General features: G+C 68.9%; 24 protein-coding genes. 10 read left to right on the top strand and 14 right to left on the bottom strand.

The genetic code is table 11. The annotated features are described in order from the left end of the window. Positions 1–23: 23 nt before the first annotated feature. From JOF46_RS07445 to JOF46_RS07425, 5 genes are all read right to left on the bottom strand, one after another. A complete protein-coding gene (locus JOF46_RS07445) occupies positions 24–1,247 on the bottom strand; it encodes a substrate-binding domain-containing protein (protein ID WP_425355040.1) in 1,224 nt (407 codons plus the stop codon). Between the two features lie 78 nt (positions 1,248–1,325). Next, a complete protein-coding gene (locus JOF46_RS07440) occupies positions 1,326–2,363 on the bottom strand; it encodes an ABC transporter permease (RefSeq protein ID WP_209906748.1) in 1,038 nt (345 codons plus the stop codon). Further along, positions 2,360–3,451, bottom strand: coding sequence for an ABC transporter permease (locus JOF46_RS07435; protein WP_209906747.1), 1,092 nt, complete (start codon positions 3,449–3,451; stop codon positions 2,360–2,362). Before JOF46_RS07435 ends, JOF46_RS07440 begins: the two co-directional genes overlap by 4 nt. Further along, entirely contained in the window at positions 3,448–4,986 is a 1,539-nt protein-coding gene (locus JOF46_RS07430) for a sugar ABC transporter ATP-binding protein (RefSeq protein ID WP_209906746.1), read from the bottom strand. The genes JOF46_RS07435 and JOF46_RS07430 overlap by 4 nt, the downstream gene beginning before the upstream one ends. Beyond that, the gene (locus tag JOF46_RS07425; protein ID WP_209906745.1) at positions 4,983–6,089 is read right to left on the bottom strand and encodes a Gfo/Idh/MocA family protein; all 1,107 of its coding nucleotides are present in this window, start codon (positions 6,087–6,089) and stop codon (positions 4,983–4,985) included. Before JOF46_RS07425 ends, JOF46_RS07430 begins: the two co-directional genes overlap by 4 nt. 115 nt (positions 6,090–6,204) lie before the next feature. Between JOF46_RS07425 and JOF46_RS07420 the strand changes: the two genes are divergently transcribed. Beyond that, the gene (locus JOF46_RS07420; RefSeq protein ID WP_209906744.1) at positions 6,205–7,392 is read left to right on the top strand and encodes an ROK family transcriptional regulator; all 1,188 of its coding nucleotides are present in this window, start codon (positions 6,205–6,207) and stop codon (positions 7,390–7,392) included. 123 nt (positions 7,393–7,515) lie between these two features. Here JOF46_RS07420 and JOF46_RS07415 read toward each other — a convergent pair whose 3' ends face one another. Then, a complete protein-coding gene (locus JOF46_RS07415) occupies positions 7,516–8,178 on the bottom strand; it encodes a hypothetical protein (protein ID WP_209906743.1) in 663 nt (220 codons plus the stop codon). Between JOF46_RS07415 and JOF46_RS07410 the strand changes: the two genes are divergently transcribed. Continuing rightward, the gene (locus tag JOF46_RS07410) at positions 8,177–8,782 is read left to right on the top strand and encodes a hypothetical protein (protein WP_209906742.1); all 606 of its coding nucleotides are present in this window, start codon (positions 8,177–8,179) and stop codon (positions 8,780–8,782) included. The genes JOF46_RS07415 and JOF46_RS07410 overlap by 2 nt on opposite strands. Next, positions 8,770–9,429, top strand: a complete 660-nt coding sequence (locus JOF46_RS07405) for a YqaJ viral recombinase family protein (RefSeq protein WP_209906741.1) — start codon at positions 8,770–8,772, stop codon at positions 9,427–9,429. The genes JOF46_RS07410 and JOF46_RS07405 overlap by 13 nt, the downstream gene beginning before the upstream one ends. Here JOF46_RS07405 and JOF46_RS07400 read toward each other — a convergent pair. Continuing rightward, positions 9,426–10,520: a mechanosensitive ion channel family protein gene (locus JOF46_RS07400; protein WP_209906740.1), complete on the bottom strand. Its 1,095-nt coding sequence runs from the start codon at positions 10,518–10,520 to the stop codon at positions 9,426–9,428. The genes JOF46_RS07405 and JOF46_RS07400 overlap by 4 nt on opposite strands. A 185-nt stretch (positions 10,521–10,705) precedes the next feature. On the opposite strand from JOF46_RS07400, the gene JOF46_RS07395 reads away from it, so the two are divergent. The 3 genes from JOF46_RS07395 (at position 10,706) to JOF46_RS07385 (ending at position 14,032) form a co-directional block, all read left to right on the top strand. Continuing rightward, on the top strand, positions 10,706–11,269 hold the full coding sequence (locus JOF46_RS07395) for an AMIN-like domain-containing (lipo)protein (protein ID WP_209906739.1): 564 nt from the start codon (positions 10,706–10,708) through the stop codon (positions 11,267–11,269). 171 nt (positions 11,270–11,440) lie between these two features. Further along, positions 11,441–12,436, top strand: coding sequence for a PhzF family phenazine biosynthesis protein (locus JOF46_RS07390; protein WP_209906738.1), 996 nt, complete (start codon positions 11,441–11,443; stop codon positions 12,434–12,436). A 78-nt stretch (positions 12,437–12,514) separates the two neighbouring features. Then, the gene (locus JOF46_RS07385) at positions 12,515–14,032 is read left to right on the top strand and encodes a DHA2 family efflux MFS transporter permease subunit (RefSeq protein WP_209906737.1); all 1,518 of its coding nucleotides are present in this window, start codon (positions 12,515–12,517) and stop codon (positions 14,030–14,032) included. Between the two features lie 89 nt (positions 14,033–14,121). Here the strand turns inward: JOF46_RS07385 and JOF46_RS07380 are convergent, their stop codons facing one another. Beyond that, a complete protein-coding gene (locus JOF46_RS07380; RefSeq protein ID WP_209906736.1) occupies positions 14,122–14,568 on the bottom strand; it encodes a DoxX family membrane protein in 447 nt (148 codons plus the stop codon). 201 nt (positions 14,569–14,769) lie between these two features. Here JOF46_RS07380 and JOF46_RS07375 point away from each other — a divergent pair, with 201 nt between their 5' ends. From JOF46_RS07375 to JOF46_RS07365, 3 genes are all read left to right on the top strand, one after another. Next, positions 14,770–15,453, top strand: a complete 684-nt coding sequence (locus JOF46_RS07375) for a TetR/AcrR family transcriptional regulator (protein WP_209906735.1) — start codon at positions 14,770–14,772, stop codon at positions 15,451–15,453. Between the two features lie 86 nt (positions 15,454–15,539). Next, complete coding sequence (locus tag JOF46_RS07370) at positions 15,540–16,772, top strand: acyl-CoA dehydrogenase family protein (protein WP_209906734.1); 1,233 nt, start codon at positions 15,540–15,542, stop codon at positions 16,770–16,772. Positions 16,773–16,870: 98 nt separating this feature from the next. Next, positions 16,871–17,452, top strand: a complete 582-nt coding sequence (locus tag JOF46_RS07365; protein ID WP_209906733.1) for a phosphatase PAP2 family protein — start codon at positions 16,871–16,873, stop codon at positions 17,450–17,452. 11 nt (positions 17,453–17,463) lie between these two features. On the opposite strand, the gene JOF46_RS07360 is transcribed toward JOF46_RS07365, so the two are convergent. The 5 genes from JOF46_RS07360 to JOF46_RS07340 form a co-directional block, all read right to left on the bottom strand. Continuing rightward, positions 17,464–18,447, bottom strand: coding sequence for an intradiol ring-cleavage dioxygenase (locus JOF46_RS07360; RefSeq protein ID WP_209906732.1), 984 nt, complete (start codon positions 18,445–18,447; stop codon positions 17,464–17,466). Positions 18,448–19,013: 566 nt separating this feature from the next. Next, positions 19,014–19,997: a DMT family transporter gene (locus JOF46_RS07355; RefSeq protein ID WP_209906731.1), complete on the bottom strand. Its 984-nt coding sequence runs from the start codon at positions 19,995–19,997 to the stop codon at positions 19,014–19,016. A gap of 25 nt (positions 19,998–20,022) precedes the next feature. Beyond that, positions 20,023–22,674, bottom strand: a complete 2,652-nt coding sequence (gene hrpB / locus JOF46_RS07350) for an ATP-dependent helicase HrpB (RefSeq protein WP_209906730.1) — start codon at positions 22,672–22,674, stop codon at positions 20,023–20,025. Positions 22,675–22,703: 29 nt separating this feature from the next. Continuing rightward, the gene (locus JOF46_RS07345) at positions 22,704–23,438 is read right to left on the bottom strand and encodes an ABC transporter permease (RefSeq protein ID WP_209906729.1); all 735 of its coding nucleotides are present in this window, start codon (positions 23,436–23,438) and stop codon (positions 22,704–22,706) included. Then, a complete protein-coding gene (locus JOF46_RS07340) occupies positions 23,435–24,211 on the bottom strand; it encodes an ABC transporter ATP-binding protein (RefSeq protein WP_209906728.1) in 777 nt (258 codons plus the stop codon). The genes JOF46_RS07345 and JOF46_RS07340 overlap by 4 nt, the downstream gene beginning before the upstream one ends. 151 nt (positions 24,212–24,362) lie before the next feature. Here JOF46_RS07340 and JOF46_RS07335 point away from each other — a divergent pair, with 151 nt between their 5' ends. After that, positions 24,363–24,896: a universal stress protein gene (locus JOF46_RS07335; protein ID WP_245348043.1), complete on the top strand. Its 534-nt coding sequence runs from the start codon at positions 24,363–24,365 to the stop codon at positions 24,894–24,896. 12 nt (positions 24,897–24,908) lie between these two features. On the opposite strand, the gene JOF46_RS07330 is transcribed toward JOF46_RS07335, so the two are convergent. Beyond that, positions 24,909–25,700, bottom strand: coding sequence for an alpha/beta fold hydrolase (locus JOF46_RS07330; protein ID WP_209906726.1), 792 nt, complete (start codon positions 25,698–25,700; stop codon positions 24,909–24,911). Positions 25,701–25,728 lie beyond the last annotated feature (28 nt).

Here is a 25,728-nt window from a genome sequence, read left to right as displayed (position 1 = left end):
AGGTGCACCGGTGCGGTGCGCGGCTATGGGATGACGCGCTTCTGCCAGATCTGCGGGTAGCCCGGCAGGTCCTCGCCGCCGAACTTGGCGTAGTGCCCGTCGGGCATGCCCTCGTTCGCGGTGAGGTAGGAGTCAAGGTCGGCCGAGGTGATCGGGGACTGCGGCAGCACCCATTCCTTCGGGACCTCCTTGCCGGCGAAGATGTCGGCGGCTGCCAGCAGCGGGGTGCGCCACTGGAAGTTGGAGTAGACCGGGCCCAGCGCGGTGATGCCGGTGTCCTTCCACTTGCGCAGGAAGGAAAGCTCGTCCTCGCCGGTCATCACCGGCAGGGCCTTGCCGGCGTCCTCGAACGCCTCGATGGCTGCCACGGCGCCGTCGCCGGCGTCCATCCAGATGCCCTTCACTTCGCCCTTGGCCAGCTCGTCGGAGATGATCTTCTTGATCTCCACCGGGTCGGCGCCGGTGAAGTAGTCAACGGCCTCGACGCCGGATTCCTTGAAGAGCTTCTCGGCCGCGGCCCAGCGCTGTTCGAGCACGTCCACTCCCGGCAGGATGCGCAGGGCGACGACCTTGTCGCCGGACTGGAGGTTGTCGTTGAGGAACTCCGCGGTGTCGATGCCCCAGGCGAAGCCGCCAATGGGGTGGATGAAGGTGACGGGGCAGTCGGTCTGGACGCCGCGGTCAAAGACGATGACCGGTTTGTCGGTCTTGCAGGCGCGTTCCACGGCCGGGGTCATCGCCGCGGTGGAGTTCGGGGAGATGATGAAGACATCGCACTCGCCCTCGTTGATGAAGTAGTCGATGTCGGCGATCTGGGTGTCGTCGGAGTCCTTGGCATCACGGGTTTCCATCTCGGAGATGGCACCGGATTTCTGCAGTTCCTTGAGCTGCTCGTTCATGGTGATCCAGCCGGTCTGCCGCCACGGGTTGGAGATCGAGGCGTTGGCGAAGCAGGCCTTCTTGGCGCCGGTGGACTTGTACTTTGCGGTGGAGACCATCTCCGCGTTGATGTGCTGCAGGTAGGGCTTGTCGGCGGGCCCTTCGGGGGTGACCGAGCGTTGGGCGAACTGTTCGTCGTAGACCGCCTGGTCGAACCACTCGGTGGACGGGGTGCTGGGCGCGGTGGATGACTCGGCCGCGGCGCTGGTGGTCGCCGGGGTGGTACTGGCTCCGGGCCCGGTGACGGTCGGATCCGTGGTGCACCCGACCAGGGCAAGAGCTGCCACGGCACCGACCGCGAGGGTCATTACTGCTTTGCGTCGCATCACTAACCTCCTAAAGGTTGATTGGTCCCGGTGCGTGGTGCCGGCCGGGTTGCGAGTGTTTCATGAGCCAAGGTGCGCGGGTGCGACCGGCTCCTTCCCGTCTGGCGGGGAAGTCTGTGGCGGGGCCGGCGGGGCGGACTTGCGCCTGGCGCCGCCGAGTGGGGAGGCGGAGTAGGCGACGGCGGCAATGATGATGATGCCCTGGATGCCGTCGCGCAGCGTGGAGGGGACCTCGGCGAAGTTCAGCAGCGTGAACAGGGCCTCGAGCGCGAACGCCCCGGCCATCGCGGCAACCACCCAGCCGCGTCCGCCGCCGAGCACCACTCCGCCGAGGACCACCGCGGTGATCGCGATGAATTCGTAGCCCTGCCCGACCTTGGGGTGGACCCCGGCGTAGCCGACCAGCAGGATCCCGGAGATGGTGGCGGTCAGTGCGGAGATCACGAAGGTGGAGGTTGTGACCCACCAGGACCTTGCCCCGGCGTAGCGGACGGCCCGCGGGTTGTCGCCCAGGGCGATGATGGTGCGGCCGAAGGAGGTGCGGGTGAGCCAGATCGCCGCGGCGAGCACGGCGGCCAGGACCAGCACCGAGTAGGGCAGGATCTCGATGACCGGCACGCCGCGGATGCCGCCGCGGCCCAGCTGCCGGAAGGAATCGACCGGGTTGCCGGTGGCCGCTCCCCCGGTCCAGTACATGACACCGCCCAGCAGCGCGAGCATCATCCCCAGGGTGACGATGAAGGAGGGGACCTTCAGCAAGGTGACCAGCAGCCCGTTGACCAATCCCACCAGCACGCCAAGCACCAGCATCAGGATCAGCACCGGGAAGATGCGGCCGGCGTCCTGCCCGATCAGGTTGCCGGCGATGACCACCTGGGCGGTGATCAGCGAGCCCATGGACAGGTCGAATTCGCCTCCGACGATCACGAAGTACTGCCCGATGGCCACGATCGCGATGGGGGCCACGCGCTGGGTGAAGCGGATCAGTTGGCTGGGTTCGGCGAAGGACGGGCTGATTACGGTGATGGCGATGAGCAGGCCCGCCAGCAGCAGGAAGACGGCGCCGCGCGGGCTGAGCAGGGTGCGGATGGCGTTCATCTCCGGGCCTCCCGCGCGCCGGGGTTCGTGCTTGGGGCGCTCGCGGAAGCGGGTCCCGGTGCCGCGGCATCGCTCGGCCCTGGCACCGGCGGCGGGGTGTCGGGCCCGAACCTGGCGCGCCGGCGGGCGATGCTTCGCCCGGTGTAGATGGCCACGGCCAGCACGATGACCACCCCGCGGACCACTTCCTTCAGGAACGGGTTCAGCTGCATCACGCTCATGACGTTGTCGAGCACCGCGAAGATCGCAACCCCGCCGATGGTGCCCCAGACCGAGCCGCGCCCGCCCATCAGCAGCGTGCCGCCGAGCACCACCGCGGCGATGGACAGCAGGTCGTAGCCGCCCTGGGTGCCCACGGTCGGGGAGCCGACGCCAAGCCGGCTGGCCAGCAGCAGCCCGGCCAGGCCCGCAAAGACGGAGCAGAGCATGTGTGCGGCGATCACCGGGCGGGCGGTGCGGATGCCCGAGAGCCGGGAGACCTCCACGTTGTCGCCGACGGCGAAGAGGTGGTTTCCGGTGCGCGTCCGGGCCAGGTACAGCGCCACCAGCGCGGCGAAGCCGAGCATCAGCAGCGTGGAGATCGGCACCGGGCCGATTCCTGTGGCACCGATGAGCTGGAAGTTCCAGGGCACGTTTCCGCTGGTGCCCTTGTATTGGGTATCGAGGTAGCCCTTCACGACCAGGCCCATGCCCAGGGTTGCCATGAAGCCGTGGACCTTGAGCTTGGTGACGATCAGCCCGTTGGCCAGCCCAATCAGCGCGCACGCCCCCAGTGCGGCGAGCACCGCCGGGAGGATCCTGGCGTTGGATCCGGCCATCGTGTCGGCGGCGATCAGCGAGGAGAGCGAGACGACGTAGGGCACCGAGAGGTCCAGGGAGGAACCGAGGATGACCAGGGTCTGGCCGATGGCGACGAATCCGAGCACGCTCATGGAGGTGAGGATGTCGCGGATGTTGCCCGGGGACAGGAAGTTCCGTCCCACGGTTCCCACCAGGATGGCGCCGATGGCCATGACCGCGGCCAGGGCGATGAAGACGATGGCGGTGGTGTCCAGTTGCCGGCGTCCGCGGCCGGTTGCGGTGTTCATGGCGTTCCCCCGCCCGGTGCGGCCACGGCGGCGGCCAGCACGTCTTGTTCGCTGGAGCCGGCCGGGAGCTGCGCGACGATGCGCCCGTCGTGCATGGCCAGGATGGTGTCGGCCATGCCGATGACCTCGGGCAGTTCGGAGGAGATCAGCAGGATCGCGACCCCTTCGCGGGCGAGCTCGCGGATCAGCTGGTAGACGGCGACCTTCGCGCCGACGTCGATGCCGCGCGTTGGTTCGTCGAGCACCACGATCCGGGGCTTGGTGAGCAGCCACTTGGCCAGCACGACCTTCTGCTGGTTGCCGCCGGAGAGGAATTGGACCTCCTGGTCGGTGCCGCGGGAGGAGAGTTCAAGGGTGTTCAGCACCCCGGGCAGCGCGGCGGCAGCGGCGGCGGAGCGCCGGGAGAAGACCGAGCGGACCGCCAGCAGCGCGTTGTTGAGCACCGACTGGCCCAGGGCAAGGCCCTGGGCCTTGCGGTCCTCGGTGATCAGCGCGATGCCGGAGCGAACCGCCGTGCGGATGGAGGTGATGCGTGCTTCGCGTCCGTCGATGGCCAGGGTCCCGCGGGTGAAGGGGGCAGCGCCGAAGATCGCCTCGGCCAGTTCGGTGCGCCCGGCGCCCTGGAGCCCGGCGAGCCCGGTGATGTGCCCGGCATGCAGCTGCAGGTCGATCCCGTCGATCCAGTCGTTGCCGCCGCCGCGGATCCGCAGGCGGGTGTCCCCCGGCACGGTGCCCTCGAGTGCGGCGGGAAAGTAGGTGCTGATGGAGCGGCCCACCATCAGGCGGACCAGTTCGGCGGTGTCCAGCTCGGCGGCGGGGGTGTGGGAGATGAACGCGCCGTCCTTGAGCACGGTGATCTCGTCGCACAAATCGAAGATCTCGCGCAACCGGTGCGAGACGTAGAGGATGGCGACCCCGCGTGCGGCAAGCCTGCGGATGATCGTGTAGAGCAGCTCGACCTCGTGCCCGGCCAGCGCGGCGGTGGGCTCGTCCATGGAGATGACCTTGGCGTCGCGGGACAGGGCCTTGGTGATTTCCACGATCTGCTGCTCGGCCACCGAGAGCCGCGAGACCCGCGCGGTGGGGTCGATGAAGTCGATGCCCAGGTCCTTGAGCAACGCGGCGGTGCGGGTGACCATGCCCTTTTGGTCGACGAATCCGCCGCGGCGGGGTTCGCGTCCGATGAACACGTTCTGCGCCACGGTACGTTCGGGCAGCAGGTTGAATTCCTGGAAGACGGTGGCCAGCCCGGCGTCCATGGCCTGGACGGGGTGGGTGAAGGAGACCGGGCCCCCGTTGAATTCCACGGTGCCGCCGTCGCGCTGGTAGACCCCGGCGAGGATCTTCATGAGCGTGGACTTCCCGGCGCCGTTCTCCCCCACCAGTCCGTGGACCCGCCCGGGATAGAGGTCGATGGAGACCCCGTGCAGCACGCGCACGCCGAAGAATTCCTTGGACAGATCCGTGGCGCGCAGCACCGGTGCGGTGCTCGGGGAGGTGCCGGGTGCCGGGGCGTCGAAGATGTTGGTGGTCATGACGGCACCTCGACCCAGTGCCCGGTGGCCGCGGATTCCAGGACCGCCTCGGTCAGGCGCACCGCGCGCAGCCCATCGGCGAAGGTGGGCAGGCCGTCGGGGGTTTCCCCGGCGATTGCCGCGTAGGAATCGGCGACAAAGGCGTTGAATGCGTCCTGGTATCCCATCGGGTGTCCTGCCGGGACCAGGGATAGCCGGGCGGCGTCGGGGGTGAGCAGTGCCGCGTCGCGGGGCAGGAGCCGGTTTCCGGCCTTCGTGCCGATCCATAGCTCTTCCGGCGTTTCCTGGGCGAAGCGCACCGACTCTGCGGTGCCGGCGACCTCGAAGACCAGGGCGTTCTTGTGGCCGGGGGCGACCTGGGAGACCAGCAGCGTGCCCAGCAGCCCGCCGTCGAATTCGGCCACGAGCGCCACCACGTCCTCGGTGGCGATGTTGCTGTGCGTGGCGCGTTGGGCATGGACGGTGCGCTTGGTGGCGTTGAGCCGGGTGATTCGCTGGCCTGTGGTGAATTCGATGAGGTCGCAGAGGTGGGAACCGATGTCGGCGAAGGCCCGCGAGGGCCCTCCGCGCTTGGGGTCCACGCGCCAGTCGTCGTCGGAAACGCCCAGCAGCCAGTCCTGCAGGTAGCTGGCCTGCAGGGTCAGCAGCCGGCCGGTGGTTCCTGCGGCAATCCGGGCGCGGGCCTCGCGCACCATGGGGTGGAAGCGGTAGATGAACGGGACCGAGCCGTGCAGCCCGCGTTCGGCGGCAAGCCTGTCCAGTTCCAGGGCGTCGGCCAGGGTGGTGGTCAGCGGCTTTTCGCAGATGACGTGTTTTCCGGCGCGCAGGGCGGCCGCGGCCAGCGCGTGGTGGGTGGTGTTCGGCGTGCAGATGTGCACGACATCGACGGATTCATCGGCCAGCAGGTCTTCGAGCGTGTCGTAGGCGGTGGCGATGCCGAGCCGTGCCGCCGCGTCGCGGGCACCTGCGGGGGTGGACGATGTTCCCGCCGCCAGCAATCCGCCGGCGTTGCGGATGGCACGGGAATGGACCGCTGCCATGAAACCGGCGCCAACCACTGCTGCCTGCAACATCCTCGGTGGGGCCATCGCTGACTGACTCATGCCCCCATAGTGGCATGGGTCACACCACTTCTGTCAAGAGACAAACAAAAGTATGTTGCCCAAAATCATCTTCTGTTGTTTTACTCAACGAAGTGGCTGTGGTTTACTGACAGCCATGAGCGAGTACACCCGCGGGTCGGCCCTTGGAGCTTCCGGAGCCTCGGAGCTTTTCCAGCTGCTGCGCGACGGAAACCCGCGCACGCGGGCCCAGCTGGCGCTTGAGACCGGACTGGCCCGCTCCACCATCACCGCCCGCGTGGAGGAACTCATGGGCCTTGGCCTGGTGCTTCCGGTCTCCGAGGCGCTGTCCACCGGAGGGCGTCCGCCGTCCCAGTTCGCCCTGAACCCGCAGGCCCGCGTGGTGCTCGCCGCGGACCTGGGAGCCTCCCACGCCACCGTGGCCATCACCGATCTGGCCGGCACGGTGCTGGCCGAGCACAACGAGCCGCTGGACATCGCCGCAGGTCCGGTGCCGATCCTTTCCTGGCTGGTGGACACCGCCCATGAGTTGCTGAACCGGCTCTCGCTGAGCGAGCGGGACCTGGTGGCCATCGGCATCGGGGTTCCCGGGCCCGTGCACTTCGACACCGGACAGCCGGTGAATCCGCCGATCATGCCCGGCTGGGACCGGTTCGACGTGCCCGGCTGGGTGCGCCAGCACCTGTCGGTTCCGGTGCTGGTGGACAACGACGTGAACATCATGGCGCTGGGCGAACGCGCCACGCATTTCCCGACCGTTGAACACTTCATGCTGGTCAAGGTCGCCACAGGAATCGGTGCCGGGCTCATTTCCGGCGGGAGGCTGCAACGCGGAGCCCAGGGCATCGCCGGGGACATCGGGCACATCCGGGTGGGACGCGGCGGGGACACGCTGTGCCATTGCGGGAACCGCGGTTGCCTCGAGGCGCTGGCCTCCGGTCCGGCCATTGCCGCGTCCCTGCGCGCCCAAGGCGTCGACGCCGGCTCCGGCACGGAGGTCATCGAGCTGGTCAAGACCGGCAACACGCTCGCGATCCAGGCCGTGCGGCAGGCGGGCCGCGACATCGGCGAGGTGCTCAGCGCCTGCGTCTCGCTGGTGAACCCCTCGGTCATCGCCATCGGAGGTTCCATGGCCAGGGCCGGCGAACACCTGATTGCCGGGGTGCGCGAGGTCGTCTATTCCAGGTCCATGCCGCTGGCCACCGAACACCTGCATATTGTTCCCTCCACCTCGGCGGCCCGGGCCGGGGTGCTCGGTGCCAGCGCCCTGGCGGTGCACCACGCCTTGTCCCCCGAGGGCATCGACGCGCTGGCCGGACGCTGAGGCCTCGGCCGACATCCAACCCTGCATCCAGCCCGGTCGCATCAACCGGCTGGTGCCGCGGGCGTTCCATCGGCTGCCAAGCCACGTCGTTCGGATCGCAAATGGCGTGCTCCGGGTGGGACCTCAGGCCCGCGGGGCCCGGGCCCTGCCGTGGACGGCATCTTTCAGCCAGGGCGGCAGCACCGCGATCGAGGGAAGGTCCCGGGTGCGGAACTCCTCGGGCTTGTACCTGCGCAAGAGGGCTTCGCCGTCCCGTTCCCAGGAGAAGCCCGGCCGGGAGAACGCCACCTCGTAGGCCGCGTCGACCGTCCCGGGGAAGCGTGTGGCCAGTTCCTCCAGGATGTCGGGGATGCTGCCGGGCTCCTGGACGTAGGCACGAATGGCCTCGGCCTTCGGGTCGCATCGGTCCGTCGCGGGGTTACGGTGCGCGTCTTCGAGCACCGAGTATCCCTGCAGGAAGGACGCTGATTTCAACCGGTGGTGCAGCATCGCCACGTCGTCGTTCCCGAACAGCTCCGACGCGAACATGGAGTCCGGCGCCAGCTGCTCGCCGGTCCGTTCCCCGCCCGCATCCCCCGGGTTCCGGTTCGAGGCCTCGGCGGCGTAGGTGGTGAGGAAGAGCCGGTAGGCGGCAATGACCTGCGCACCGGTGCCCCGCACGATGTGGGACCCGAAAAGTTTCACGAACACCCGGTGCTGGTCGGCCACCAGTGCGCGGCTTTCGGCGGCGATGCCCGGGTTGGCCAGCACGAGCAACGGGTTGCCCGTGGCCAGGGAGGCCGCCATGGAGAAGATCTCGGCACGGTGCTTGGCGGGAAATTTCGTGATGTTCCCGCTGATGGTCCAGGCCTGCCCCCATGGGCACCAGGCGGGCCACCGCAAAGTCGCCGCGGTGCAGCGGCTCCAGTTCCTGCCTGCCGACGGTGGGATACACGTCGTAGTCCATGTCGTCGATGAGGCCGTGCAACCGCATCCGCGTGCCGTCGTACCCCCGGAGGCTGAACACACCGAGGAAAGAATGCCCGAGCCATTGCTCATACATCTCGCGGTCCGCGGGGGCCAGGTTCTTGTTGGCGCGCAGGAACCTCTCGAGCAGCGATTCGCGTCCCTGGCGATCGCGTTCGTAGATCACCGATTCGACGGCCATGACGGCATCGCCCTCGGTGGCCGGGCCCTGGGCACGCTTGGCGGCCAGCAGTGCCCTGGTCCGCTTGGCGAACCCCGGCGAGGTGGCGTAGGCGACCAGGTCCTTCTTGAGTCGTTCCACCTGGGACAAGAGTTCTTCGACGTTCATGGCATCCATTCTCGCCCGGCCGGGCCGCGGGGACCGGCGCCCGACGCGCCGCGGGTTCGCGGTGCCCGGTTTTTTTGTGAACAATGGGTCAGGTGATCCCCTCCCCGCTTGACCCCGCCCCCGCCGCATGCCTGCAGCGCATCGTCGCTGATTCCTCGGACCGGATCGCGTGGCTGCGGGCCCGATCGCAGGGCATCACGGCCACGGACGCGGCCAGGCTCTCCACCCCGAAGTCCATCGCGTCCGCGGCCTGGGACAAGCTGAACGGCTCGGGCTTCGGCGGGAACCCGTACACCGACCACGGGCGGGCCCGCGAACCGGTGATCGCCGCGTGGGTGCAGCAGAACTACGGGATCGTGCCCTCCACCCAGCTCTTCCACGCCGCGGAGAACCACATCCACCTGGCCACCCCCGACGGGTTGGGCATCCGGGAGCACGGGCGGGTGGAGCTGGCGGAAATCAAGACCACCAACAAGCCGTTCAAGACCATCCCGCGCAACTACCTGCGCCAGGTGTTCTGGCAGCAATACGTGCTCGGGGCCGAGCGCACGCTCTTTGTGTGGGAACCGCACAAGGACTTCGTCCCGGTCCACCGGGAGCCGCTGACCCGCTGGGTGGACCGTGACGATGCCGAGATCGCCGACCTGATCTCCAAGGCCGATGCGATGGTGGCAATCCTGCGCGAAAGCACCGCCCGGGCCCGGGCCTACGAGGACTACGGGCCGGCGGCACTGCGCCTCTAGGCCGGGGCGGCGCCCGGCATCATGGGCTTGGGCAGCGCGTCCGGGTAATCCCTGCGCAGCTCCGCAATCAGGTGCTCGCGGATGAAGTTGCGCAGGTCGTAGAGGTCGCCGGGGTTGCGCGCGGACAACGCAATCGTGACCTTCAGGATGCCGCCGATGGCATCTGTCACGTTCAGGGACCCGGTGCGTCCGTCCCACAAATCCGTGGAGGCGAGCAATTGCTCGGTGCGCGTGCGCAGGTGCTCGATGGGCGCGTTCCAGTTCAAATCCAGCAGCACCGACCCGCTGATCTCGGTGCTGCGGCGCGACCAGTTCTCGAACGGCGTCGTGGTGAAGTGCGTCGAGGGGATGATCAGCCGGCGCCCGTCCAGCAGCAGCACCACCACGTAGGTGAGGGTGATTTCCTCGATGCTGCCGCGCTGGGTCTCCACCACCACGGTGTCGTTGACCCGGATGGCGTCGGTGAAGGCGATCTGCAGCCCGGCAAACACGTTGGCCAGCGAGGACTGCACGGCGAGCGCTGCCACCACGGAGATCAGTCCGGCCGAGGCCAGCAGCCCGGCGCCCAGCGCCCTGACCTCGGGAATCGTGAGCAGGGCACCCGCAACCGCCAGGGTGACGATCAGTGCGGTGGCGACCCGGCGCAGCAACCCGACCTGCGTCTGGATCTTGGCCAGGCGCCGCGGGTTCCCGTCATCGTCGCGGTACTTTGCCAGCACGATGTCCTCGAAGACGCGCATCGAGACGATCAGCAGCCAGGCGATGGCGGCGATCAACCCCAGCAGCAGCACGAATTGCCACAGCGCGACCCATTGGTTCGGGGTGAAGGTCAGCGAGATGGCGATCTTGGTGAACGCGAAGGCCAGGGTCAGCAGCAGCGGCAGGCGACCGGGGGTGTGGTGTTGCGAAAGCGTCGGGATCCGGCGCAGCGCGCGGGAGAGGATGAAGGAGACGAGCACGGTGATGAGCACCGCGGCCAGTAACCCGATCGCAACCACAACCCATGGTCGGATGGGATCCGGTAATGCGTTCGTGTTCTCCACTACCTCGTTCAGGGCGTCGTCAAGTGTTCCGGTGGCAAAAATCTGCATATCAACAAGGTTGTCATACCCCCGTGGGCGCACGCTGGTTATGACCGCCCGACGTTAGGCATATCTCCTGTGCATTGCAATGGAATGGATTGTGGATATACCCCCTTGCGGCCCGATTTTCCTGCGCGCATGCTGATTTCACCATCCACCCACACCCGGATTTTCCGCACCAAGCGAGGATCACCATGAAAACCAGGATCGCCGCCGGCCTGGCCGGCGCACTGCTCATTGCGGGGCTCGGCATCGCACCTGCCGCCCCCGCCGCAACCCCCACCGCGGTGAGCGCACCGTACTGCGGCATCACCTGGGGCTCGCTGGCCGACTCGGTCGCCGGCCACTCGTCAGCCACCGTCACCAACGTCCGCACCGGCCGCCACGACTGCTTCGACCGGATGGTCATCGACCTCAAGGGCAAGGTGAAGGGCTACGACGTGCGCTACGTGTCGGCCGTCTACACCGAGGGCCAGGGCAAGCTGGTCCCGCTGGCCGGGGCCGCGGACCTGCGCATCGTCGTCAAGTCGCCTGCCTACACGACCTCCGGGACCCCGACGTACTACCCGGCCAACCGGCTGAACGTGCGCAATGTTTCGGGCTACACCACCTTCAGGCAGGTGGCATTCCTGGGCAGCTTCGAGGGCCAGAGCTCCTTCGGCCTGGGCGTCCGCGCCCGGCTGCCGTTCCGGACCTTCGTGCTGGTGGGCCCGGACAACACCAGCCGCCTGGTGATCGATGTGGCCCACCGCTGGTAGGCCGCCTCGTTCCCGGCACGAAGGGCGCCGGTCGCACACCACGGGTTTCGTGGCGTGCGGCCGACGCCCTTCCCCGGTGTCGGTTGCTTGCCTCCGGGGTTTGTTGCGCCGCTGGATGACAAAACGGCGTCATCCGGCGCGCCGCACCGGCGGATGTGTCACGATTCATTCATGAGTATTGCCCGCCCGTACAAGCAAGTCGATGTCTTCTCTTCCTCCCCCTACACCGGCAACGGCCTGGCCGTGGTGCTGGACGGCGAGGGGCTCAGCGACGCGCAAATGCTGAACTTCGCCAATTGGACCAACCTGGCCGAGACCGCGTTCCTGCTGCCGGCCACGCACCCCGACGCCGACTACCGCGTGCGCATCTTCACCACCACCACCGAGCTGCCCTTCGCCGGCCACCCCACCCTGGGTGCGGCCCACGCATGGCTCGAGGCCGGAGGGGTGCCCAAGAACCCCGCCGCGCTGATCCAGCAATGCGACGCCGGGCTCATCGAGGTCCGCCGCGTCCCGGGCGAGGACCCGTCCGATCCCGAGTCCCTGGCGTTCAAGGCACCGCCCATGGTGCGCACCGGCGAGCTCGAGGACGACGTGCTGGAGTGGGCCCTGACCGGGCTGGGCATCAAGCGCGAGGTCGTCATCGGGCACCAGTGGCTGGCCAACGGGCCGCAATTCGCCGGGCTGCTGCTGCGCGACGCGGAAATGGTGCTCGCCCTGGAACCGGACTACTCGATCCTGGCCGGGCTGGAGGTCGGGGTCATCGGCCCGCACACCGTCCCGGGCATCCCGACACGCTCCTACGACCCCAATGTGCCCACCGACCGCCCCTCCGGGGCGCGCGAGGAGTTGCGCCCGGTCTCCGAGGCCGACGAGCGCCGCGGTTCCCAGCGCTTCCGCAACGTGGTCACCGGCATCCCGGCCGACTACGAGGTCCGCGCATTCTGCCCCGGCGAGGGGCTTCCCGAGGACCCGGCCACCGGATCGCTGAACGCCGGGTTCGGGGTCTGGCTGACCGGTTCCGGGCTGGCCCCGGAGTCCTACACGGTGCGCCAGGGCACCCGGCTGGGCCGCTCCGCGATCCTGCACGTGGACCGCGATCCGGCCGGTGTGTGGATCGCCGGGCAGTCGGTCACCTGCATCGAGGGCTTCGTCAATCTGCCCTAGTGGCGGCACCCTTCGCCCGGCTGTGAGGTTGGGCTCAGGACCCTGTTGAAGCACCGGGGCCGCGCGTACACTCAAGCGGTGAGTGCGAACCAGACAGATACCAAAACGGCCGAGGACAAGCGCGCATGGGGTGCCCTGTGGGCGCTGGTCATCGGCTTCTTCATGATCCTGGTGGACTCCACCATCGTTTCGACCGCCATGCCGGCGATCATGAACGGCCTGGACACCGACATCAACGGCGTCATCTGGGTCAACAGCGCCTACCTGCTGGCCTTCGCGGTGCCGCTGCTGATCACCGGGCGGCTGGGAGACCGGTTCGGCCCGCGCACCATCTACCTCATCGGGCTTGTGGTCTTCACGCTCTCCTCGCTGTGGTGCGGGCTCTCCGGCGACATCAGCACGCTGATCATTGCGCGCGTGGTCCAGGGACTGGGCGCCTCCATGATGAGCCCGCAGACCATGACCTTCATTACCCGCATGTTCCCCTACGCCCGCCGCGGCGCGGCCATGGGCGTCTGGGGTGCCGTCGCGGGCATCGCCACGCTGGTGGGCCCGATCCTCGGCGGGGTGTTCGTTGACACCCTGGGCTGGGAATGGATCTTCTTCGTCAACGTTCCGGTCGGCGTGCTGGCCATCTGGCGGGTGCTGGTGAAGGTCCCCGAACTCGAACGCCACTCGCACTCCTTCGACTGGCTCGGCGTGGGCCTGAGTGCTTCTGCGATGTTTGCGCTGGTCTTCGGCATCCAGGAAGGCAACGGACACGACTGGGGACCGTTCATCGGCCCCATCGGTTCCTGGCACCTGATCATCGGCGGCGTGGTGCTGCTGGGGCTGTTCATCTGGTGGCAGGCCGCCACCCGCGCCGAGCCGCTGGTGCCGCTGGGGTTGTTCAAGGACAAGAACTTCTCGCTGGCCAACATCGCGATCGCCTTCATGGGCCTGTCGATCACCGCCATGAGCTTCCCGATGATCCTGTACCTGCAGTCGGTGCGCGGGCTGACCCCCACGCTCTCGGCGCTGATGCTCGCCCCGATGGCCGTGGTGGCCGGGGTGCTGGCCCCGGTCATCGGCAAGAGCGTCGGGAAGATCGAGGCCAAGTACTTCGCGGTCCCCGGGTTCTTTCTCTTTGGCGCGGCGATCACCGCCTACGGGCTGATCCTGCGCGCCGACACCCCGTTCTGGGTGCTGCTGCTTCCGCCGGTGTTCATGGGGCTGGGCTCGGCCATGATCTGGCCCTCGGTCTCGCTGACCGCCACCCGCGACCTGGGCCAGGCAAATGCCGGCGCCGGGTCCGGGGTCTACAACACCACCCGGCAGGTCGGTGCGGTGCTCGGCTCGGCGTTGATCGCGCTGATGATGGAATCGCGCATTGCCGTCGAGTCCGAAAAGGTCGTGGCCTCCATGGCCGCCGGTGCCTCCGGAGCGCCGGCCGGGGTCGGCGCGGAGCCCGGAAGCGGGGCACAGGTGCCCGAATTCCTGCACCAGGCGTTCTCGCTGGCCTTGGGCCAGGCGCTGCTGCTGCCAGGCATCGTCGCGATGGCTGCGGCGCTGGTGGCCTTGATGTTCCGCAAGGGTGCGCACGCCGCGGCCAAGTAGTCGTCCCATCCCACACGCAGACGCACGGCGCCGGGCCGTTGTGCACGATCAAATCGTGCGCAACGGCCCGGCGCTATTTGTGCCTTGGGCTACTTGGCGGGCTTGGCGACTTCCTTGATCTTGGTCTTGGCCTTGCCGCGGCCGAAGACCAGTGCGGCGGCGATGCCGGCAAGCCAGAAGTCCTTGGCCATCGCTCCTCCGTTGGCGGTGGGGCGGATGCCGTCGGACTCGGTCAGCCCCGGGGTCTTCAGGTAGACCGCCACCAGTCCCGCGGCGAAGGCTCCCAGTCCCAGGCCCACCAGGCGCGAGGGCAGGAACGGGGTCAGCAGGGCGGCGCCCAGGCCGATCTCGCCGACGGCAACGGCCTTGCCGAAGACGGCGGGTTCCAGCTTTTCGACCTGCGGGATGGCGTTGGCTGTCATGGAGTGCAGGCCCTGGGCGGATTCTGCCGGCAGCCGCAGCTTCCCGATGCCGCTGTTGAGGATGTAGGCACCCGAGACGAGTCGTAGTGCGGCGTTGGCGATGTTGAAGCCCATGTGTTTTCTCCTGGTCGTGGGTCGCGGTCTTGCTACTTCTCACCCCACCCTATGGTTTGGCCCTCCGCTACGGCTATAGCTCCCCCGGTGTGGCGCGGGGCGGCTGCGGGCGCACGCGCGGGCTGTGGCTTGTCGCACATTCGCGAAATCACGCGTCACCAAGGGGGCGCCGAAATCGGGCGGCGTGCTAGATTCTCGTGCATGATCACCTCCTCTGCGGTTCCCGATGCCGCACTGCGCCTGCTCGTCGAAAAGGGTTTCGACGCCACGAGCGTCGATGCGCTGGCCCAGGCCGCGGGAATCTCGCGTTCCACCTTCTTCCGGCGCTTCGGTTCCAAGGAAGAGATGGTCTTCGCGGACATGGAAACGATCATCCACCACCTTGAAACAGTGCTTGCAACCTCCTCGGCCGGGCCCGTGGCCTCGCTGGTCCATGCGGGGCTGACGGTCTTCGACCAGCACACCGCCCGGCCCGAGGCCGCTGGCCTGCGCCACCGCCTGCTGCTCGATGTGCCCTCGCTGCGCGACCGCGAACTGGTCTCCATCCACCGCTACGAGCGGGTCTTCCGCAACCACCTGCGCGACCGCGGGCTGTACTCGCTGCCCAACGGGCGGGCGATGTGCATCGCCTTCGCCTCCGGGATCGTCTCGGTGCACAACGACCACCTGCGGCGCTGGCTGCGCCATCCGGAGGACACCCGCCGCCCGGAGCTGGAGCGCGAGCTGACCGCGCTGGGCACGCTGTTCGCCCCGGTGCTCGAGCCGCAGGAATCGACCCCGGCGCCCCAGCCGACGACGGTGGTCATCACCATTGCCGGCGGAACCCCGGACACCGAGGCCGTGCTCTCCCAGGTGCGCGAGGCCCTGGACCGCAACCCAAGATGAACCTCAGTCTCTTGACGTGATACTCAGTTCCAGTATGCTGGTGCCCTAGCGACATTCCCGCCGCCGACGAAAGGGCACCACCTTCCATGAGCATCGAAGCCAGCCTCAGCACCGATTTCCCCGCAGGGGTCGTTGAACCCGAGTACGAACTCTGGGGCGAGGTGGACGTCGATCCTGCCGGCCTCTTCGAGGACATCGATGCGGCCGACCGCGAATACTGGGACCGTGCGAGGAAGTTCGGGCTCGATGAGGTCCGCCCGGTCATCGACGAATACTGGAACAACTCCGACTACCCGCTGGGCCTGGCCAAGCGCCTCGGCGATCTGGACCTGCTGCGCGACGGACTCACTCTCGAGGGCTACCCCGGGATGAGCGTGCTCGCCGCCGGGCTGGTCAACATGGAACTCTCCCGCGCCGACGGATCGGTGGGCACCATCGCCGCGGTGCAGGCCGGGCTGGCGCTGCGCTCCATCGTCTACTGCGGCTCCCCCGAACAGATCGAGCAGTGGGCACCGAAGCTTGCCACCGCCGAGGTGCTCGGCGCCTTCGCGCTGACCGAACCCACCCATGGCTCGGACTCGGTGTCGCTGGAAACCCGCGCCACCAAGGTGGAGGGCGGCTACCGGATCAACGGCGAGAAGAAGTGGATCGGCAACGGCTCCACCGGCGGGATCACCATCGTGTGGGCCCGCGACGAGGCCGACAAGGTCCGCGGCTTCATCGTGCAGCAGGAGTGGGAGGGTTACACCGGCACCACGATCGAGGGCAAGCTTTCCCTGCGCGCCATCTGGCAGGCGCACATCCGCATGGAAAACGTGTTCGTCCCCGACTCGCACGTGCTGCCCGGGGCCAACAGCTTCAAGGACACCGCCAAGGTCCTCTTCGCCACCCGGCTGGGCGTCGCCTGGTCCGCGGTGGGCCACGCAACCGCCTGCTACGAGACCGCGGTGCAGTACGCTGCCCAGCGCATCCAGTTCGGCCGCCCGCTGGCAGCCAGCCAGATCGTCCAGGAACGCCTGGCCCGCATGCACTCGGAGCTGTCCACCATGCAGCTGATGGTCATGCAGGCCACCCGCCGCGAGGAAGCCGGCACGCTGACCCCGGTGCAGGCCTCGCTGGCCAAGTTCACCTGCACCAGGATCGCGCGCACCATCGCGTCCAACGCCCGCGACCTGCTCGGCGGCAACGGCATCCTGCTTCAGAACCGCGTGGCCCGGCACATCGCCGACATCGAGGCGATCCACACCTACGAGGGCACCGAGACCGTGCAGGCACTGATCATCGGCCGCTCGATCACCGGGATCTCCGCCTTCGCCTAAGGACGGGCGAACGGCCGGGGCACCACGACGGCACCCCGGCCACCGGCACCGCCCGCCTCGGCCCGCGGCCGATCGGCGATCTTTCGTATGATCAGTGGATGAGCGAAACCCCCACGCTGTGCCCAGCCCGGTACGTGACCGAAATCCTGTCCCCGGCAATCCTGGTGAGCGTGCTGTTGCTGCTGCAGCCGTTTCTCACGCCGGGAACCACTTGGCCCCAGGCCCTGGTGGCCTTCTTGTTCGTGACCGGGCTGCCATTTGCGGCGCTGCTGTGGATGAAGCACCGGGGCAAGGTCACCGACCACCACGTGGGAGATCGCCGGCAACGGGCACCGGTGATGGCGATGGCCGGAACTTCGCTGCTGGTCGGTGCCCTGTTGCTCTTTGTGCTTGACGCTCCCCCAGGTCTTTTCAGTGCCGTGGGCACCATATTCCTGGGCCTGCTTGTGTGTCTACTGGCCAACCTCGTCTGGAAGCTTTCCGTCCACAGCGCGGTGGCGGCCTATGTGTCGTTGGAGCTCCTGACGCCCGTGGGGCAGGTTGGCGCCGCGTTGGCCCTGGTCCTTGCGGCAACCGTGGGATGGTCGCGGATCGAGCTGAAGGACCACACAGCCACACAGGTCCTGGCCGGTCTTGTGGTCGGCTGCGCCGTGTATGCGGCAGGCCTTGCCCTCCCCTGAGCCCCGGCAATCTAGCTGCCGGAGCCCCCGGGTGCACCGCTCGGAGGGGTTCCGCCGGGTCCGCCACTGGGTGGCGTTCCGCCCTGGCCGCCACCAGGGGCACCGCCGCCTGCGGCGGGCGTGGTCCGGGTGTCCACCCCGACATCGAGCACCACCTTGTACCCGGCGGACACGTCCCCGGTGACGGTGCCCAGCTGGCTGGCACCGCCGTCGTCGCCAAAGACGTTGTCGCTGGCCAGGGACAGCTGGGCCATGTTCTTGACCGAGGACTCGTACCCGGCGGTGGCATAGGCCTTCGCGGAGGCGTCCTCGGGCAGCGCCACCTGGGAGGTGGCGATGGCGTTGGCCGTGTCCGTGATCGATGCCGCGTCGGGGTAGACCTCGAAGTGGATGTGCGGCCAGCGGCCGGTGTAGCAGGCCGGGAAGATGCTGGTGAAGCGCACGGTGCCCTGTGCATCGGCGACCTGCACCCCGCGCAGGTAGTTCTCGTTCTCCACGGCGGCGGAGTACATGGAGTAGTTGCCTTCGCGGTCGCAATGCCAGACGTAGACGGCGACCCCGGCGAAGGGCGCCGAGGCGTTGGCCAGGTCCTTGATGTTCAGCTCGAGGGTCATCGGGATGCCGGCCGCGGTGGTGGTCGAGTCCCCGAAGCTGGAGCGGATGTCGGAGCGCACGATGCCGCTTTGCTCCAGCACGTCCGGGCCGTTGGACCCGTCACCCGGGTAGGGGCCGGCGGTTTCATCGGGGATTTCCCCGGCGGAGGTTCCACCCGATCCGGCGGGTGCTTCCGCATCCGCGGTGGCGCTGCAGGCGGCCAGGCCCAGCGCCAGGGCCCCAACCCCGAACGCCTTCAATGCACTGCGGCGCCCCAGCAGCGTCTGGACGTCGAAGCCGAGTCCCTGGTCCTCGAGGTCTTCCGCGGGTCGCGGCAGGGCCCTGCCCTTGTACGTGGGATGCCCGGAACTCGGTGTGCGGTGGCGGGTCTGGTTCTCCATGGTCGGGTGCTCCTTGGGGCAGCTCGTGCGCCGCATGCCGGCGCGTGGTGGGTTGGTTTCCCACGCTAGGCCCGGCGGATTTGACCCCGCTGTGGCCCGGCCAAGAGCGGACCATGTGGTCGGCGGGTTCGATGCGCGGACAATCCCGGACCTAGGCTTCGGTCATGCCTGCCGCCTATCTGAGCCTCACCGTCCGCCCGCACCCGGTGGCTGCGTGGTTCCTGCGCCCCGCGGCCCGGCCCGTCGTCGTTGTTGATGCCATCGAGCATCCCGGGGCATGGGGCAAACCCTGCACGGTTCAGCTGCCTGCGGGCACCCACGAGGTGGCTGCCGGCTTGCGCTACCGCGGCACCCGGGCCGTGCTCGGCACCACCCCGATCCGGGTGAACCTCGCCGAGGGCGAAACCAGGGAAATCGACGCGGTCAACGGGATCGCAAACCACACCCCGTTCACCATCACCGCACCATGGCACTCCGCTCCGACCGGCCTGCTGCCCGTGCCTTTCAGGGCTGTTGGGCGTCAAATCGGTGGCACCGCCGCCCGGTCCGCATGCCGGCGAACGCCGTCAGTCCGGGTCCGGAACGGCGATACTTGTGCGCCGAACACCAGGTACGGGGTCCTTCGGCGCACGGCCCAGCGTGGCGATTGCCGCAATGATCAGGAAGAATCCGGTCGCGGAGGCGGGCGTGGGCTCATCGCCCAGAAAGAGCACCGCGATCAGCACCGCCGTTGCAGGTTCGAGCAGCGTGGCAACCACCGCGTTGGCGCTTGAGGTGGTGCGCAACCCGGCATAGAACAGGCCGTAGGCCAGCGCCATGGTCACCACACCCAGATAGATGACCAGCCACCAGGACCCGGCATCGGTCGTGCCAAGCGGCTCGGTGTTCACCCAGGCCAGCACCAGGCCTGCTGGGACCAGGCAGACGGCGGCCAGCACCATGGTGATGACGGTCAACGCGAAGGGGTCCAGCACCCGGGCCAGCGGCACGGCCGCATCGGCAGCCAGCGCAAACCCCGTCCCCGAGACCAGCGCGGCCAGGATTCCCAGCACCGGGTGCGGTGCGGTGGAAACCTCGGCACCGGCAAGACTCACCAGGCACAGCCCCGCCAGCGCCACGGCGACCGTGGCCAGCGCCCCGGGCCGCGGCAGGGCCCTGGAGCGGACGGACTTGAGCACGAGCAACAACACCGGTGCCAGGCCCAGGGCCACCACCGTGCCGACGCTGACCCCTGCCCACACCACAGCCAGGAAAAAGAAGAACTGGAAGACCGCCGTCAAGGACCCCACGGCCACCGCGCGCCCGGGGTTTGCCCGGCCCAGCACCCAGCACTCGCGCAGCCGACCTGCAACCAAGGCCGCCACCAGCAATGCGAGGGCGGCCGCGGCGGCCCGGTAGGAGCCGAGCAGCGAGGGCGAAAGCCCCGAGGCCCGGTGCGCGAGCTGGACGGCCGGGCCGATGGTGCCCCAGGCGATCCCGGCCAGGCAGATCAGCAGCAGCCCGGACGGGCGGCGCCTGGTGGCGAGGGGAATGGGTCTGCGCGGGCTCATGCCCACCAGTGTGCCATGGAGGTGCCTAGGGCTGGCCCATGCGCTTTTTCACGTGGCGGGTCGCCGGGGCAGTCCACGGGTCCTCGGGCCACGGGTGCTTGGGGTAGCGTCCGCGGTTTTCCGCACGCACCTGCGTGTAGGGCCCTGACCAGAAGGAGGCCAGGTCGTCGGTGACGGCCAGCGGGCGTCCGGCCGGGGAGAGCAGGTGGAAAAGCACCGGGACCCGGCCGCGCACCAGCGCCGGGGAGGTCGCGAGCCCGAAGCATTCCTGCAGCTTCACCGCTACCACCGGCGGCGCTCCAGAGTCATCGACGCCCGGGTAGTCGATGCGGATCTTCGATCCGCTGGGCACCGCGAGGCGCTCGGGGACCAACTCGTCGAGGTGGCTGGCCTCGGGCCAGGGCAGCATCCTGCGCAGCGCATCGGCCAGGTGCAGGGAGCCGGCGGGCTTGCCCCCGGCGAGCGCCTCGAGTTCCGGGGCCAGCCAGGTCTCTGCAGCCTCCAGCAGCGCTGCGTCATCCATCGACGGCCACGGGTCCCCGAGCTCGCGGTGCACCATGGCCAGCCTGTTGCGCAGCGCCGTGGCGGAGACGGAGAACCTCAGCATGCCCAGTCCGTTGGCCCGCAGCGCGTCGAGCACCGCGGTGCGGCCCTGGGCGCGGGTGGGTGCCACGGGGGTGCTGGTCAGCTCGATGGCTCCGAGCCGGTGCACGTCCCGGGCGGTGAGCTTCCGGTTGGCAAAGACCGTGGCAGTGTCCTGGGTTTCCAGGTGCGCTGCTGCAAGCAGCGCGGTGGCCTCGTCCAGCGGCGCCGCGGCGCGGACCAGCGCGCCGGTGCCCGCCGCATCGCGTCCGGCGGCCCGGGCCACCTCGGCCACCGCGATCCAGGCGTGGTGCGCCACGGGGCTTGACGCCGGAAGCCCGGCCCGGGTGCCGGAGGCCAGCAGGTACGTGGTCCCGGCGGCGCCTTCGACCCGCCGGGCCACCTGGCCAGGGAAGGCCAACGCTGTGATGAGGCCCAGCGGATCGCCGGGGAACGGGTCCGCGGACCGGTCCGTCTTGCCTGCTGCCTGCTTGGCGATGCGTTCGAGGCGGGCCGCTTCGCGCTTCCAGGCACCGGAGCCGGGGTGCTTGCCGCTGCGCAGGGAGGCCAGCAACGCCCCGAGGTCGGCACCCTGGGCACGGTAGTCACCGGCCAGCAACGCGACGATGCGTGCGGCGGTGGCAGCCCCGGCCAGCGGCGCACCGTCAAGCAAGGCACGCCCGAGCCGCGGGTCGGCCGGGATCGAGGCCAGGCGCCGGCCCAGCGCGGTGGCGTGCCCTGTGTGCTCGATCGCGCCGAGGTGTTCGAGCACCGTGGTGGCGGCCTGCAGGCTGGAGGCAGGCGGCGCTTCGGGCAGCGCCAGCCCTTCCCCGCCGGGGGCGCCCCAGCAGGCCAGGATGAGGGCTGCGGAGGCGAGGTCCGCCACGGTGATCTCGGCGCGGGGGTGTGCCGGCGCCGCGGCGAAGCTCTTTTCCTCGAAGCAGCGCACCACGGTGCCCGGGCCCAGGCGGGCGGCACGCCCGGCGCGCTGGATGCACGAGGCCCGAGAGGCGGAGACAGTGACCAGTCCGCTCATGCCGCGGGCCGCGTCGCGGCGCGGTTCGCGGGCCAGCCCGGAGTCGATGACCAGCCGTACCCCGGGGACGGTGAGCGAGGATTCGGCCAGCGAGGTGGAGACGATGATGCGCGGTTTGCCACCGGGTTGGCGCCCGGAGACCGCGCGGTCCTGCTCATTGGCGGGCACCTGGCCGTGCAGCTCGAGCACCTCGGTGCCTTCGGCCCTGGTGCGCAGCTGGGCCGCGACGTCGGCAACTTCCCAGGCCCCGGGCAGGAACACCAACGCGTCGATGCCCGGGTCGGTTTCCAGTGCCTTGGCATGGGCCTCGGCGGCGACGGCAGCCACGTGGGTGAGGAAGGTGCGTGAGACCCCGCGGTCGGTCAGTCTTGGGGCGGCCTGCGGTGCCCAGCGCACGGCCAGTTCGTGCAGCGCGGAAGGACAGTCAACCAGCGGCGCCTCCCTGCTGCCGGTGGCATCCCCCAGCAGTTGCGCGAAGCGCGGGGCATCGAGCGTGGCTGACATGGCCACCAGGGTGAGGTCCCCGCGCAGTTCGTGGACCTCGCGCAGCATGCCCAGCAGCAGGTCGGTTTCCAGCCCGCGTTCGTGCACCTCGTCGATGATCACCGCGTCCACGTTTTCCAGTCCGGGGTCGGCCAGCAGCCGGCGCAGCAGGATCCCGGGGGTCACGAACTCCACCAGCGTGTGGTCCCCGGCGGTGCGTTCCCCGCGCACCGTGAAGCCCACCCGGGCCCCCATGCTGCTGCCGTCCAGGAAGGACAGGCGGCGGGCGGCCGAACGGGCGGCGACACGGCGCGGCTGGGTGACCACGATGCGGGCGGGCGCCCCGGTGCGTGCGGCCACTGCGTTGGCGACCAGCGGCGGGACCAGGGTGGTCTTGCCGGTGCCCGGGGGTGCCTGGATGACCGCGGTGGCGCTGGCCCCGCCGGCCTCAATCACCTGGGCAAGTTCTGGCAGGGAATGGGCAAAGACCAGCCCGTGCCCGATGGCTGCCAGGTCGAAGTCGTGGGTGGGTAGGGGGTTTTCCTGCCGGATCTGCTGGGTGCTCACCCGCCCCATTATCCAGTGTCGCCGCCGGGTCCCGCCGATCAGGGGGTGCGGCGGCGCAGCGTCATGGAGCCCACGACGATGGCGGCCAGGATCCATGCGGCAATGAAGCCGATGCGCAGCCAGATGTAGCCGGCGTCCTGGTCGTTGCGGGCCACTGCGTTCAGCGCATCGATGGCGTGGCTCAGCGGCAGCCAGTCGCCGATCTTCTCCAGGACCTCGGGCAGCTGGCCCCGGGGCAGGAAAATTCCGCCGAGCAGCACCTGCGGGAAGATGAAGGCCGGCATGAATTGGACGACCTGGAACTCGCTGCGGGCAAAGGCGCTGGCCAAAAGACCCAGCGAGGTGCCCAGCAGTGCGTCGACGATCGCCACGGCGAACAGCAGTCCCAGGTTCCCGCCCACGTCCAACCCGCAGACCCACACGGCGAAGCCCACCGCGATCGCGGTCTGCGCGATCGCCAGCAACCCGAAGGCCAGCGCGTAGCCCAGGATGAAGTCGGCCTTGCCCAGCGGCAGGGACAGCAGGCGTTCCAGGGTGCCGCTGCGCCGCTCGCGCAGCGTGGCAATGGAGGTGACCAGGAACATCACGATGAAGGGGAAGAGCGCGATCATCGCCGGGCCGATTTGCGCGAACACCGGGGTGTCGGTGAAGATCCAGGCGACCAGGCCCACCAGCAGCGCGGGGACCAGCAGCAGCAGTCCCAGGGTGCGGTGGTCGTGCCGCACCTGGTTCAGCACCCGGGCGGTGGTGGCAAGGATGCGGGTGGCGCTCATGGCTCCTCCGACCCGGCGCGGTGCTTGGGGACGTGCGGCGTGTCGGTCCCGGACTCCTGCGCCCCGCGGATCAGGGCGAGGAAGGCGTCCTCGGCATTGTCGGTTCCTGTGCGCTCCAGAAGTGAGCCGGGGGTTTCCTGGGCGATGATCTGCCCCTCGCGCATCAGGATCAGCCGGTCGCAGCGCGTCGCCTCGTCCATGACGTGGCTGGAGACCAGCAGCGTCACGCCCTCGGCGGCGAGCTCGGCGAACAGTTCCCACAAGGCCACGCGCAGCACCGGATCCAGCCCGACGGTGGGCTCGTCCAGCACCAGCAGCTCGGGGGAACCCAGCAGCGCGATGGCCAGCGAGAGCCTGCTGCGCTGCCCCCCGGAGAGGTCCGCGGCCATGGCCCTGGCCACCGACCCCAGATCGGTGCGTTCGATGATCTCGGCGACCTGCGCGGGCGGGGCGCCGATGATCTTGGCGAAGTAGTTCAGGTTCGCGGTGACCGGCAGGTCGTCGTAGATGCTCGCTTCCTGGGTCATGTACCCCACACGGCGGCGCAGCGCCGCGGAACCTGCGGTGTCCCCCAGCACTTTCACGTCCCCGCCGGAGATGATCTGGGTGCCCACGATCGCACGCATCAGGGTGGATTTGCCGCAGCCGCTGGGACCGAGCAGCCCCACGACCTCGCCGCGCGGAACCAGCAGGTCAAGGCCCGGCAGCACGAGGTTTTTCCCGCGCAACACCTTCAGTCCGGTGATCGAGATTGCCGCCGTGTCAGCATCCATTTCTTGAGTCTCGCCCCTGTTGCGGTCCCGGTCAAGAGCGGCCCGGCGCCCGGGCACGGCCCCGCCCTATCCTTGCCCGGCGAGGTCCGGGCATACTGGGTGAAAGGCTGCCGCCCGGCCCGCTGCCACCGACCACCACCAGGAGCGCGCGATGAACGAGCTGCGCGGAGAAGGAAGTATTCGCACACCTCATCCCGTGCTCGTGGGAGTGTGCCAGAAGCAGCATCCGGAGGTGGTGGCTACCGCGGCACGCCTGGCGGTGGCCCTGGAACTGGATCTGGTGTGTGCCTACGCCGTCACGGGGTTGGAATCTTCCGAGTGGAAGGCGAAGGCAATCATCGATTTCGAGACGCTGGGTCGGGACGAGCAGGAGGAAATCGGCGTCACGGTTGTCCGCGAGCTCCACTCCGGCCTCGGAGCGACGTTGCAGGATTCTCCCGTGCACTGGATGCTGCGCATCCTGGTGGGCGCTCCCGCGGGTGCGCTCGAGGCCTACGCCACGGCACTGGGCGCCTCGCTGCTGGTCCTCGGTTCCCCGAAGCGGCGGCTCTTCGGCAGCACCTCCGCCCGGCTCCGCACCTCTACCCTGGCCCGGTTGCTGTCCCACCGTACGGTGCCGGTGCTGGTGGTTCCGCCGGAGTTCACGCCGGGGAAACCGGATACACCCTATCTGCCCATGCCCTGACGCCGAGGAATCCTAGGCATTGGTCCGCAGGAACGGCAGCAACTGCTCCAGGATGGGCTGTGGCGGGAAGAGAGTGCCTCCATGGGTGCGGCCCTCCAGCTCAACCAACCGGGCGTTCGGCATCACCGAGGCCATGGTCCGTGAGTGCTCGATGCGCGGCCTGTCCCGGGTTCCTGTCATCAGCAGCGTCGGGGTGTCCAGTTGTGCCAGCAGCATCTCGCTGACCGCGTTTCCGGCCTCGGTCGATTCGAAGTAGGCCGCCAGCGCCAGCGCATCGTTGGAGGCGAAGGCCAGGCGTGTTGCGGGGTCGAGTTTCCCGCCGTCGGCTTCCATCCCGGTGATGAAGGCGTCCATGTCACCGGTCTTGAGGGCCTCGAGATAGCCGTCGAAGAAGAGCGTGCTGATGTGCTGGGCCTCGATGGCGTGTGTTCCGCCGAGCATGGTCAGCGAGCGCACCATCGACGGGTGCTTGATGGCCAGCGAGAGGCCCACGCGCGAGCCGAAGGAATATCCCACGACGTGGATCGACTCGTGGCCGGTGGCCGCCAGCACCGCCTTGACGTCCGCCAGGACCAGGTCCATGTTGTAGGCGGCCGGATCGTGCGGCTTTCCCGAGCGCCCGTGCCCGCGCAGGTCCATGCGGATGGTGTCGAACTCCGGCTCCAGTGCCTTCACGTAGCCCAGTCCGCGCCAGATGGAACGGGAGAGTGCCGAGCCGTGCAGCAGCAGGACCGGTGGGGCCCCTGTGTCGCTGGCGTCGAAGTAGATAGTCTGGGCATCAATCGGGTTCACTGCAAGGGGCATGTGAATGAGCCTATGGCACCGAACCGGT

The sequence above is a fragment of the Paeniglutamicibacter psychrophenolicus genome (assembly GCF_017876575.1).
GTDB lineage: Bacteria > Actinomycetota > Actinomycetes > Actinomycetales > Micrococcaceae > Paeniglutamicibacter > Paeniglutamicibacter psychrophenolicus.
The sequence above is the reverse complement of the archived record's forward strand: the minus strand, read 5'-3'. Positions and strand labels throughout refer to the sequence as shown.